The sequence below is a fragment of the Nocardioides ochotonae genome, from assembly GCF_011420305.2.
GTDB lineage: Bacteria > Actinomycetota > Actinomycetes > Propionibacteriales > Nocardioidaceae > Nocardioides > Nocardioides ochotonae.
The window spans coordinates 2,275,521-2,286,866 of sequence record NZ_CP061769.1 but is presented as its reverse complement, the minus strand read 5'-3'; the positions used below and the strand labels follow the sequence as shown (position 1 = coordinate 2,286,866).

The window sequence follows — 11,346 nt, the reverse complement described above, 5'->3', positions numbered from 1 at the left end:
CGTGCGGCACGGCGTACGCCTCGGCATCGACCCCGGTGACGCGCGCATCGGGGTCGCCCGCAGCGACCCCTCGGGGTTCCTGGCGACCCCCGTCGAGACGGTACGCCGCGGCAAGGGCGACCTGGCCCGGATCCGGCGCCTCCTCGCGGAGATCGCCGAGGATTCCGAGGTGGTCGAGGTCGTGGTCGGCCTGCCCCGCTCGCTCGCGGGCGGGGAGGGGCCGGCAGCGGTGAAGACCCGGGAGTTCGCGGCGTCGCTCGCGGCCCGGATCGCGCCGATACCTGTCCGACTCGTCGACGAGCGACTGACCACCGTGTCCGCGGAGGCTATGCTGCGCGACCGAGGGCGAAGCGGGAGCAAGCGCCGTGCGGTGGTCGACCAGGCCGCCGCTGTCCTGATCCTGCAGCATGCACTGGACACCGAGCGCGCGACGGGGAACGCGCCCGGCGAGATCGTCGAGGAGACGACATGACCGACCCGTATGACTCGCGAGACGCTGCGCCCGAGAACAGGGAGACACTTCTCTCCCTCGACGTGGCCGCCCACGAGCCGGCCCACAACCAGGGAGCGCACGCGTACGTCCCTGGCGGCCGTCGTCGCCGCGAGCGCAGCCGGCTGCCCGGCTGCCTGGCCGCCCTCGTGGCGTTGGCGGTCGTGGTCGGAGGGCTCTACTGGGGCGTCTCCGCCGGCGTGGCCAAGATCCAGTCGCTGTTCGGCGAGCCCGAGGACTACCCCGGCCCCGGTACCGGTCAGGTGATGTTCGAGGTCGCCCAGGGCGACACGATCTCGCAGATGGGGCGCAACCTGAAGGACGCCGGCGTGGTCGCCTCCGTGGACGCCTTCACCGACGCCGCGAGCGCGAACCCCGACTCCACCGGCATCCAGGTCGGCTACTTCGAGCTGAAGAAGGAGATGCGGGCCGCCGACGCCGTCGACGTGCTGGTCGACCCGTCCAACATCGTCTCCGCGGCCGTCACCATCCCCGAGGGCCTGCGGGTCGTCGACATTGTCGAGATCCTCGCCGACAAGACCGACTTCTCGGCCGGGGCCTTCGAGAAGGCCCTCGTCCAGCCCGGCAAGATCGGCCTGCCCGACTATGCCAAGGGCAACCCCGAGGGCTACCTCTTCCCGGCGACCTACGCCTTCGGGCCCAAGGACAAGCCGGTCGACATGATCCGCGCCATGGTGCGCCGCTGGGAGCAGGCCGCCGAGAGCGCCGGCCTCCTCGACGCGGCCAAGCGGCTCGGCTACACCCCGCACGAGCTGATGACGATCGCCTCCCTGGTCGAGGCCGAGGGCCGCGGCGAGGACATGCCCAAGATCGCCCGCGTGATCTACAACCGCCTCGAGACCGAGGGCTACCCGACCAACGGCAAGCTCGAGATCGACGCCACCGTCAACTACGCCCTCGGGCGCAACCTGGGCGTGGCGATCTCCCCGGAGGACCTCGCCGTCGACTCGCCGTACAACACCCGGCGCTACGCGGGCCTGCCGCCCGGGCCGATCGAGGCGCCCGGTGACGACGCGATCGCCGCCGCGGCGGCGCCGGCCGAGGGTCCGTGGTTCTTCTACGTCACCGTCGACCTGCGCACCGGCGAGACCAAGTTCACCGAGGACTACGACGAGTTCCTGACCTTCAAGGCGGAGTTCCAGGAGTACTGCAAGACCTCCGACGCGTGCTGATGGCGTCCGCGATGCGCTGCGCGGTGCTCGGCGACCCCGTCGCGCACTCGCTGTCCCCGACGCTGCACAACGCGGGGTACGCCGCGCTGGGGCTGGACTGGTCCTACGACGCGGTCCGGGTCCCGGCCGGGGGACTGGCGGCGTTCCTCGCCGGGCTCGACGAGACCTGGCGCGGGCTGTCGCTGACGATGCCGCTCAAGCGCGAGGTCCTCGACCTGGCCGACGAGGTCACCGACCGGGCGCGGCTGGCCGGCGCGGCCAACACCTGGGTGCGCGGCGAGCGCACGCTCGTGGACAACACCGACCTGCCGGGCGCGGTCGCGGCGGTGCGCGAGCGCTACGACGGCCCGGTGCACAGCGCCACGATCCTCGGGGCCGGGGCGACCGCCGCCTCCACCGGTCTCGCGCTGTGCGAGCTCGGGGCCACCCGGGTGACCTTGCTGGCCCGCTCCCCGGAGCGCGCGGCCGAGACCGCGGCCGCGATCCGTCGCCACCCGGCGGAGCCCGAGGTCGTCGTCGGCTCGCTGGCCGACGACGTGGCGAGCGGCGAGGTGCTGGTCTCGACCGTGCCGGCCGACGCCCAGACGCCCGACCTGCTGGCCCGCTGCACGGGCCCGGACGCGGTGTTCGAGGCGCTCTACGAGCCGTGGCCGACCCCGCTCGCCGCGCTCGCCCGCGACTCCGGACGCGCTCTTGTGGGCGGGCTGGACCTGCTCGTGCACCAGGCGGTCCTGCAGTTCGAGATGTTCACCGGCCGGCCCGCCCCGCTGGCGCAGATGCGCGCCGCGGGGGAGCAGGCGCTGGCCGCCCGCGCCGGGGCCTGACACGTGGTCGGGTTGGCCGGGCTGCTCGGGGCGCTGCTGGCCGGCGTCGGCGGCCTCCTGGTGCCCGCCCTGATCGCCCGGATCCCGGAGCCCGACGCCTCGCCGCCGGGGGAGCCGGGTGAGCCGGGTGAGCCGGCGAAGGAGACCTACGCCGCGATCGCGGCGACGCCCGGTCTCGGTGCCCGCGCCGCGGTGGTGTCGGCGGTGGCCGGCGGGCTGCTCGGCGCCTGGGTCGGCTGGCAGGCTCCGCTGGTGGGCCTGGTGCCGCTGGTGCCGGTGTGCGTGGCGCTGGCGGTCGTCGACTGGCGCACCCGGCTGCTCCCGCGGCTGGTGGTGCTCCCCGCGACCGGCGCGCTGCTGGTGCTGGTCGTCGCGGACGCGCTGGTGCTCGGCGAGCCGTCCGACCTGGTCCGCCCGCTACTCGGGCTGGTCGTGGCCCGCTCGCTGTTCTGGGGGCTGTGGTGGGTGCACTCCGCCGGCATGGGCTTCGGCGACGTGCGCCTGGCCGCGCTGCTCGGGCTCGCGCTGGGCTGGCTGGGCTGGGCGGAGCTGCTGGTCGGCCTCTACGCCGGGTTCGTGCTGTTCGCCGTGCCGGGGCTGGCGCTGGCCGTCGTACGACGCGACCGCGGGATGCTGCGCAAGGCCCGGCCGTACGGTCCCTTCCTGGTCGGCGGCGCGCTGGCCGGGGTGCTGATCGGGCCGCTGCTGCTGCCCGGTCTCGCGAGCGGGTGACGGTGCCGGGACCTCGGACCCGGCATGAAAGACTGCGCGCATGCTGCGTTGGCTCACCGCGGGCGAGTCCCACGGCCCCTCCCTGGTCGCTGTCCTCGAAGGCCTTCCGGCCCACGTCGAGATCACCAGCGAGGACGTGCGCGACTCCCTGGCCCGGCGGCGTCTCGGCTACGGCCGGGGTGCCCGGATGAAGTTCGAACAGGACGAGGTCACCTTCATCGGCGGCGTGCGTCACGGCCGGAGCCAGGGTGGCCCGGTCGCGATCAACGTCGGCAACACCGAGTGGCCCAAGTGGGAGACGGTGATGTCGGCCGACCCCGTCGACCCGGCACTGCTCGAGGGCTCGGCGCGCAACGCGCCGCTGACCCGGCCGCGGCCCGGCCACGCCGACCTCGCCGGCATGCAGAAGTACGACTTCGACGACGCCCGGCCCGTGCTGGAGCGCGCCTCGGCGCGCGAGACCGCCGCCCGCGTGGCGCTCGGCCGGGTGGCCACCAACTTCCTCGAGCAGGCGCTCGGGGTCCGCGTGGTGTCCCACGTGATCGAGCTCGGCGGCGTGCGCGCCCCCGCCGGCGTGCTCCCCGAGCCCGGTGACGTCGAGCGCCTCGACGCCGACCCGGTGCGCTGCCTGGACCCCGAGGCGAGCGCCGCGATGGTCGCGCGCATCGACCAGGCCCACAAGGACGGCGACACCCTCGGCGGCGTCGTCGAGGTCGTCGTGCACGACCTGCCGCCGGGCCTCGGCTCCCACGTGCACTGGGACCGCCGCCTCGACTCGCGCCTCGCCGGTGCGCTGATGGGCATCCAGGCGATCAAGGGCGTGGAGGTCGGTGACGGCTTCGAGATCGCCGCGACCCCCGGCTCGCTCGCCCACGACGAGATCGTCCCCACCGACGAGGGCCTGCGCCGCGTGAGCGGGCGCTCCGGCGGCATCGAGGGTGGCATGACGACCGGCGAGGTGATGCGCGTGCGCGCCGCGATGAAGCCGATCGCGACCGTGCCCCGGGCGCTGCGCACCGTGGACGTCGCCACCGGCGAGGCCACCGTCGCCCACCACCAGCGCTCCGACGTCTGCGCGGTCCCGGCCGCGGGCATCGTCGCCGAGGCGATGGTCGCGCTCGTCCTCGCCGACGCCGTGCTGGAGAAGTTCGGTGGCGACTCGGTGGGCGAGACCCGCCGCAACGCCCAGTCCTACCTCGACAACCTGCGCTACCGATGAGCCCGCGCGTCGTGCTCGTCGGGCCCATGGGGGCCGGCAAGAGCACCGTCGCCGCGCTGCTGGCCGAGCAGTGGGGGGTCGCCGCGCGTGACACCGACGCCGACGTCGAGGCCACTGAGGGCCGCTCGGTCAGCGACATCTTCGTCGACTCCGGCGAGGAGCACTTCCGGGCCCTGGAGCGTGCGGCGGTCGCGACGGCGCTGGCCACCCACGACGGCGTGCTGGCGCTCGGTGGCGGCGCGGTGCTGGACCCCGCGACCCGGGAGCTGCTCGCCGGGCACCGGGTGGTCTTCCTACGCGTCGGCCTCGCCGACGCGGTCAAGCGGGTCGGGCTCGGGGTCGGGCGGCCGCTGCTGCTCGGCAACGTCCGCTCCCGCGTGAAGGCGCTGCTCGACGAGCGCACGCCGATCTATGAATCGGTCGCCACCATCACCGTCGACACCGACGGCCGCACCCCCGAGGACGTCGCGGCCGAGATCCGAGAGGCCCTCGCATGAGCACCACCCCTGATCCCGCCCCCGACGCCACCGTCCTGCACGTCGGCGGCGCCTCGCCGTACGACGTCGTGGTCGGCCACGACCTCGCCTCTCGGCTGCCCGGCATCCTCGGCGAGGGCGTCCAGCGCGTCGCGCTGCTGTACGCCGGCCAGCTCGGCCACCTCGCCGAGCCGATCGCCGACGCGCTGGTGGAGCACTACGACGTGCTCGCCCTCGGCCTCCCCGACGGCGAGGACGCCAAGAGCGCCGCGGTCGCGAACGACTGCTGGGAGGCGCTGGGGGAGAAGGGCTTCACCCGCTCCGACGTGGTGGTGACCGTCGGCGGTGGCGCGACCACCGACCTCGGCGGCTTCGTCGCGGCCTGCTGGCTGCGCGGCGTCCGGGTCGTGCACGTGCCGACCACCCTGCTCGGCATGGTCGACGCGGCGGTCGGTGGCAAGACCGGCGTCAACACCGGTGCCGGCAAGAACCTCGTCGGCGCCTTCCACGAGCCCGCCGGCGTGCTGTGCGACCTCTCGACCCTGCGCAGCCTGCCGCGCGAGGAGCTCGTCGCCGGGCTGGGCGAGGTCATCAAGTGCGGCTTCATCGCCGACCCGGTGATCCTCGACCTGGTCGAGAGCACCGACCCCGCCGACCTCACCGCGGACTCCCCGGTGCTGCGCGAGCTCGTCGAGCGCGCGATCCGGGTCAAGATCGACGTGGTCGTCGAGGACCTCAAGGAGACCGGCGGCCGTGACGGCCACCCGGGCCGCGAGGCGCTCAACTACGGCCACACCTTGGCGCACGCGATCGAGCGGGCCTCGGACTACGCGATCCGGCACGGCGAGGCCGTTGCGATCGGCTGCGTCTACGTCGCCGAGCTGGCGCGTGCCGCCGGGCGCATCGACGACGCGCTCGCCGACCGGCACGCCGCCGCCTTCGGGCGCGTCGGGCTGCCCACGACGTTCGACGGCGCGCCCTTCGAGGACCTGCACGCGACGATGAAGGTGGACAAGAAGTCGCGCGGCTCCCAGCTGCGCTTCGTCGTCCTCGACGAGCTCGCCCGCCCCACGATCCTCGCCGGGCCCTCGGAGGACGACCTGCGCACGGCGTACGCCGCGATCGGCGGCGCTGCGTGACTGGGGTGACCCGCCGGGTGCTGGTGCTCAACGGTCCCAACCTGGGTCGGCTCGGCCGGCGCCAGCCGGAGATCTACGGCACCACCACCCACGCCGAGCTCGCCGAGCGGTGCGTGGCGTGGGGCGCGGACCTCGGCCTGGAGGTCGAGGTGCGCCAGACCAACCACGAGGGCGTGCTGCTCGACTGGCTCAACGACGCCGCCGACGAGGCCACGCCGGTGGTGCTCAACGCGGCGGCCTGGACGCACTACTCCTGGGCGGTCTTCGATGCCTGTGCCCAGCTCACCGCGCCCCTGGTCGAGGTGCACATCTCCGACCCGCGCCAGCGCCCCGAGGAGTTCCGCCACCACTCCGTGGTCACCCCGCACGCCGTCGAGGTGATCGCCGGGCATGGCATCGAGGGCTACCGGATGGCGCTCGAGGTGCTCGCGCGGGGCTGAGGCTTCCTGCCGCCGGGCGGGCGCACGTGTCGTTGGGCGAGCAGCGTGGGCAAGCCACGAGTCGTGCTCCACAGTTTTACCTTCGACCTCTTCACCTCGAACGTGCGTTCGAGTAGAATGAAGCATGGCCGACTTCGATCTCCCGGACTGCGACTCCCCAGCCGCCGTGCTGGCGTTCGCGCAGGCCCGCCGGGCTGCCGCCCAGCGGGCGGAGGTCGACGTCCTGGAGGCCGCTGTGGTGTGGGCGGCCATGCACCCGGAGGAGTCGGTTTCCACAAGCTCGACCAACGACTCAGCCGGGTTGGTGTTCGGCGAGCTCGCCGTGCCACTCGCAGGCGAGGGGACGCCGCTGGTCGCCGAGTTCGCGCCGATCGAGTTCGGTGCCGCCCTCGGCCTGTCCACTGACTCGGCCCGTTCGTTGGTCGGCGACGCCCTCGAGCTGGCCCACCGGCTCAAGCGGACCTGGAAGTTGCTGCGTGCCGGCAAGGTGCCGCTGTGGAAGGCCCGGCGGCTGGCGCAGCTGACCACCTCCCTGCCGATGGAGGGCGCGGAGTTCGTGGACCGCCAGCTCGCCGGCTTCGTCGGGAAGATCAGCTGGGCGGGGATCGAGCGGCTCGTCGACCAGGCGCGCGTCGCCTACGACCCCGACGGCGCGGAGAAGGACCGCCTCGCCGCAGCTGACGGCCGCCGGTTCGATGTCCGCACCGACGAGGCGAACCACCACGGCACCGTCCACGTGGAGGGGGTCCTCGACCTTGCCGATGCCGTCGACCTCAATGCCGCGATCTCCCAGGGAGCCGAAGGGCTGGCCGCGCTCGGGTCCACCGAGTCTTTGGACGTCCGGCGTTCGATGGCAGCCGGTGAGCTCGCCCGGCGCCAGCTGGCCTTCGACCTCCGCGCGGAAGCCGGTGAGGGCGCCGCGTCGGTGGTGAAGCCCCGCCAGGTCGTCATCCACGTGCATCTGTCCCACGCCGCGATCAGCCGTGATGAGGCCGGCTTCGCCAGCATCGAGGAGACCCGGTCCATCGTCTCGACCGAGCAGGTCCGCGACTGGTGCAACAACTCCGAGGCTCAGGTCGTGATCAAGCCGGTGATCGACCTCGAGGCCCACCACCACACCGAGGCCTACGCGATCCCGGACCGGCTGGCCGAGCAGACCAAGCTCGCCGCGCCGGTCTGTGCGTTCCCGTGGTGCGAACGACCTGCCCGCCGGTGCGACACCGACCATGTCACCGCCCACGGTGATGGCGGCCCGACGTGCAGCTGCAATCTGGCCCCGTTGTGCCGCCGACATCATCGGGCGAAGACCCACACCGCGTGGACCTACGACAAGACCGACGCGGCGACGTACCTCTGGCGGTCCCCGCACGGGATCCATCTCATGAAGGCCGGCGGCACCACCCGCCTGCTCACCGGCGATCCGCCCGGCGACCCTTAGGTCGCGCCTTTCCGCTGGTCGAGCTCGCCGCTCGACGGGCGGTCGCTGGCGGCTGTGTGACTGGGTGCGTCCCTACTGGCGATGCCAGTCACCGGACCTGCCGATGACAGGACGCGCCTGCCGGAGGATGGGAACGTTGCTGCGTGGAAGCATCACGAGACAACGACGGGACCGTGACGGTGCGTATGTCTTACTCGGAGGTGGTGGTGCTGCACGAGGCGATTGCCTTCTCTGAATGGGGAAACGACCTGCGTGAGATCGAGCTCCGTCAGCCAGCCGAGCAGAAGGTGTTCTCCGACCTGCAACAGGCGCTCGTCCCGCTGATCCCTGAACTGGGGACGGACAAGTACGGCGACACGGTCACCCAAGCGATCGCTCAGATCGACCCGGCGCCCTACTAACGTACGGACCTGCCGCGATGGGCGCGGTCGGGACAGATGGCGCAATGTCATGGCGATGCAGACGAAGTGGAGCCAGGCGTGCCGACTCGGGCGGAGGACCGGCTGCTTGTCGTCCCACCCGACCCGGCGGCCGCAGTGACCCCACGGTCGACCAAACGAGCTCGAGCCGGCCGGCGACGCGCTGCTGTTGTTTGGCGGCGGGTTGCGGCGGTCTCGATGTCCTCGCTGCTCGACCGGCGGTTGCTGGCCATGGGCTGACCGATGAGCGGATCCCGAGTCGAGCAGGCTACGGCCGAGCCAGTGCTAGCGTCCGCGCGTGGATTACATCGCGTCCCTGCGTCAGTACGTGGGTAACGCGCCGCTGATCATGCCCTGCGCGGGATGTGCCGTCCTCGACGCGCAAGGACGGCTCCTGATGCAGCACCGCGCGGACGGTTCTGACTCGTGGGGGCTGCCTGGTGGGGCGATGGAGCTCGGGGAGTCGATCGAGCAGGCGGCCCTCCGAGAGACTTTCGAGGAGACCGGCGTGCGAGCCCGGCCGGTGGAGCTTCTTGGCGTCTACACCGGACCGCCACACACGTTTGCCAACGGCGACGTCGTGCACTCGGTGGTCACCGTCCTGGTGGCCGAGCCCCTCTCAGTCAGCGAGGCATTCGACGGTGGGCGGGAGTCGATGGGTGTCGGCTGGTTTCAGCTCGACCGGCTGCCGACGAACCTGTTCGAGCCGAATCGGCCCATGCTGCGTGACCTCGTCGAGGGTAGGCGAGGGACCTGGGCGTAGGCGTGCGGCATCGCTGAGATGCCCCGTGTCCACCAGTTCCTGATCCAACGATGAGCACCCCCCGACGCCGCAGGGCGCCGGACCTCGCGGTCCGGCGCCCTGCGGGTGATGCGTCAGCGGGGGATCAGTGGAACTTCCCCAGGCCCTCGCGCTCCAGCAGCATGGTCAGGCCGCCGTTCCAGAACGAGAAGCCGGCGCCGGTGATCATGGCCAGGTCGAGGTCCTCGGCCGCGGCGACGACGCCCTCGTCGAGCATGATCCGGGCCTCGTCGGCCAGGCCCGTGAGCACCCGGGTACGGACCTCGGCGGCCTCGAGGACGACCGGCTCGGCCGGCGTCTCGAGCAGCGCCTCGACCTCGGGGTCCAGGGTGCCGTCGGGGGCGAAGTACGCCGGCTTGCGCGCCGCCACGACCCGCTCGAGGGCGGGGGAGACGTAGAAGCGGTCGGGGAAGGCCCCGGCCAGCGTCTCGGTGTTGTGCAGCGCGATCGCGGGCCCGACCAGGGCGATGAGCGTGAACGGCGACATCGGGGTGACCCCGGCGAACGCGCCGTCCACGACCTGCACGGGCGTGCCCTCGTCGACGATCCGGCTGACGTCGCTCATGAACCGGCCCAGCAGGCGGTTCACGATGAACGACGGGCTGTCCTGCACCAGGATCGTGGTCTTCTTCAGCGCCTTGCCGGTCGCGAACGCGGTGGCCAGCGCGGTGTCGGAGGTCTGCTCGCCGCGGACGATCTCGAGCAGCGGCATCACCGCCACCGGGTTGAAGAAGTGGAAGCCGACGACCCGCTCGGGGTGCGCCAGCTCGGAGGCCATCTCCGTGATCGACAGCGAGGAGGTGTTCGTCGCCAGGATGCAGTCGGGGGAGACGACCTTCTCGACCTCGGCGAAGACCGACTTCTTCACGCCCATGTCCTCGAAGACGGCCTCGATGACGAAGTCGGCGTCGGCGAACTCGGCGGCCTTGTCCACGGTGCCGGAGACCAGCGCCTTGTGGCGGTTGGCCTTGTCCTGGCCGATGCGGCCCTTGGCGAGCAGCTTGTCGATCTCGGCGTGCACGTAGGCCACGCCCTTGTCGACGCGCTCCTGGTCGAGGTCGTTGAGCACGACCGGGACCTCGAGGCGGCGTACGAAGAGCATCGCCAGCTGGCTGGCCATCAGGCCGGCACCGACGATGCCGACCTTGGTGACCGGGCGGGCGAGCTTGCGGTCCGGGGCGCCGGCGGGGCGCTTGGCCCGCTTCTGCACCAGGTCGAAGGCGTAGAGCGAGGCGAGCAGCTCGGGGGTGCGCGACATCGCCTCCAGCGCCTCGTCCTCGGCCGCGAAGCCCTCGTCGCGGGTGCGGTCCTTCGCCGCCGCGATCAGGTCCAGGGCCAGGGCAGCGGCCGGGGAGGCGCCGCCGGTGCGGGCCTCGGCGATGGCACGGCCGCGGGCGACCGCGTCGTCCCACGCGGCACCGCGGTCGACCTCGGGCCGCTCGACGGTGACCTCGCCGCGGAGCACGGAGGCCGCCCACAGCAGCGACTGCTCGAGGAAGTCGGCGCCCGAGAAGCAGGCGTCGGCCAGGCCGAGCTTGAAGCCGGCCTTGCCGGAGACGGTGCGGCCGTTGTTGAGCGGGTTCTCGATGATCAGCTTGACGGCGTTCTCGGCGCCGACGAGGTTCGGCACCAAGTAGGCGCCGCCCCAGCCGGGCACCAGGCCGAGCATGACCTCGGGCAGGCCCAGCGCCGGGGCGCTGTCCATGACCGTGCGGTAGTCGCAGTGCAGGGCGACCTCGAGGCCGCCGCCGAGCGCGAGGCCGTTGATGAAGCCGAACGACGGCTTGCCGCCGTCGCCGAGCTTGCGGAACACCGCGTGGCCGAGCTCGGCGACGATCCGTACGGCGTCGGGGCCGCCGCCGGCGATCGAGGTGAGGTCGGCGCCGGCCGCGAGGATGAACGGCTTGCCGGTCACGCCGAGCGCGGTGATCTCCGGGTCGGCCAGGGCGGCGTCGATCGCGGTGTTGAGCTCGAGCAGCGAACGCGGGCCGAAGGTGTTCGGCTTGGTGTGGTCCTCGCCGTTGTCGAGGGTGATCAGGCCCAGGACGGGCGCCTCGGTGCCGGGCGCGGCCGGCAGCGTGACCTTGCGCAGGTGGGCGCGGGTGACCCGCTCGGCGTCGGAGGAGATCTCCTGCGCGCGGGCCAGCAGGGACGAGATGTCAGTGGTCGACACG

12 protein-coding genes are annotated in these 11,346 nt (G+C 72.6%); 11 read left to right on the top strand and 1 reads right to left on the bottom strand.

All coding sequences use genetic code 11. The annotated features are described in order from the left end of the window. The first annotated feature begins 1 nt into the window (after position 1). The 11 genes from ruvX to HBO46_RS11050 all read left to right on the top strand — a co-directional run bounded on the left by ruvX (position 2) and on the right by HBO46_RS11050 (position 9,133). Complete coding sequence (ruvX, locus tag HBO46_RS11100; RefSeq protein ID WP_166139536.1) at positions 2-472, top strand: Holliday junction resolvase RuvX; 471 nt, start codon at positions 2-4, stop codon at positions 470-472. After that, positions 469-1,683 carry an endolytic transglycosylase MltG gene (mltG, locus tag HBO46_RS11095; protein ID WP_166139538.1) on the top strand — a complete coding sequence of 405 codons (1,215 nt, stop codon included), beginning with the start codon at positions 469-471 and terminating at the stop codon, positions 1,681-1,683. Before ruvX ends, mltG begins: the two co-directional genes overlap by 4 nt. Then, the gene (locus HBO46_RS11090; RefSeq protein ID WP_166139540.1) at positions 1,683-2,507 is read left to right on the top strand and encodes a shikimate dehydrogenase; all 825 of its coding nucleotides are present in this window, start codon (positions 1,683-1,685) and stop codon (positions 2,505-2,507) included. The genes mltG and HBO46_RS11090 overlap by 1 nt, the downstream gene beginning before the upstream one ends. Before the next feature lie 3 nt (positions 2,508-2,510). Beyond that, positions 2,511-3,239 (top strand): prepilin peptidase, encoded by a 729-nt coding sequence (locus HBO46_RS11085; RefSeq protein WP_166139542.1) that lies wholly within the window; start codon positions 2,511-2,513, stop codon positions 3,237-3,239. Between the two features lie 40 nt (positions 3,240-3,279). Then, positions 3,280-4,458 carry a chorismate synthase gene (gene aroC / locus HBO46_RS11080; RefSeq protein ID WP_166139544.1) on the top strand — a complete coding sequence of 393 codons (1,179 nt, stop codon included), beginning with the start codon at positions 3,280-3,282 and terminating at the stop codon, positions 4,456-4,458. Then, positions 4,455-4,955 (top strand): shikimate kinase, encoded by a 501-nt coding sequence (locus HBO46_RS11075; RefSeq protein WP_207950082.1) that lies wholly within the window; start codon positions 4,455-4,457, stop codon positions 4,953-4,955. The genes aroC and HBO46_RS11075 overlap by 4 nt, the downstream gene beginning before the upstream one ends. Beyond that, positions 4,952-6,073 (top strand): 3-dehydroquinate synthase, encoded by a 1,122-nt coding sequence (gene aroB, locus HBO46_RS11070; RefSeq protein ID WP_166139546.1) that lies wholly within the window; start codon positions 4,952-4,954, stop codon positions 6,071-6,073. The genes HBO46_RS11075 and aroB overlap by 4 nt, the downstream gene beginning before the upstream one ends. Before the next feature lie 5 nt (positions 6,074-6,078). Continuing rightward, entirely contained in the window at positions 6,079-6,513 is a 435-nt protein-coding gene (locus HBO46_RS11065; RefSeq protein WP_166139671.1) for a type II 3-dehydroquinate dehydratase, read from the top strand. Positions 6,514-6,637: 124 nt separating this feature from the next. Further along, positions 6,638-7,951 carry an HNH endonuclease signature motif containing protein gene (locus HBO46_RS11060; RefSeq protein WP_166139547.1) on the top strand — a complete coding sequence of 438 codons (1,314 nt, stop codon included), beginning with the start codon at positions 6,638-6,640 and terminating at the stop codon, positions 7,949-7,951. A gap of 143 nt (positions 7,952-8,094) precedes the next feature. Then, entirely contained in the window at positions 8,095-8,352 is a 258-nt protein-coding gene (locus HBO46_RS11055; RefSeq protein WP_166139549.1) for a hypothetical protein, read from the top strand. A gap of 316 nt (positions 8,353-8,668) precedes the next feature. Further along, positions 8,669-9,133 carry an NUDIX domain-containing protein gene (locus HBO46_RS11050; RefSeq protein WP_166139551.1) on the top strand — a complete coding sequence of 155 codons (465 nt, stop codon included), beginning with the start codon at positions 8,669-8,671 and terminating at the stop codon, positions 9,131-9,133. 124 nt (positions 9,134-9,257) lie between these two features. Here the strand turns inward: HBO46_RS11050 and HBO46_RS11045 are convergent, their stop codons facing one another. After that, positions 9,258-11,345, bottom strand: coding sequence for a 3-hydroxyacyl-CoA dehydrogenase NAD-binding domain-containing protein (locus HBO46_RS11045; protein ID WP_166139553.1), 2,088 nt, complete (start codon positions 11,343-11,345; stop codon positions 9,258-9,260). Position 11,346: the final 1 nt, after the last annotated feature.

Coding starts and splice junctions, on each gene's coding strand:
- mltG (WP_166139538.1), top strand. CDS start 469: ATGACCGACCCGTATGACTCGCGAGACGCTGCGCCCGAGAACAGGGAG.
- HBO46_RS11090 (WP_166139540.1), top strand. CDS start 1,683: ATGGCGTCCGCGATGCGCTGCGCGGTGCTCGGCGACCCCGTCGCGCAC.
- aroC (WP_166139544.1), top strand. CDS start 3,280: ATGCTGCGTTGGCTCACCGCGGGCGAGTCCCACGGCCCCTCCCTGGTC.
- HBO46_RS11075 (WP_207950082.1), top strand. CDS start 4,455: ATGAGCCCGCGCGTCGTGCTCGTCGGGCCCATGGGGGCCGGCAAGAGC.
- aroB (WP_166139546.1), top strand. CDS start 4,952: ATGAGCACCACCCCTGATCCCGCCCCCGACGCCACCGTCCTGCACGTC.
- HBO46_RS11060 (WP_166139547.1), top strand. CDS start 6,638: ATGGCCGACTTCGATCTCCCGGACTGCGACTCCCCAGCCGCCGTGCTG.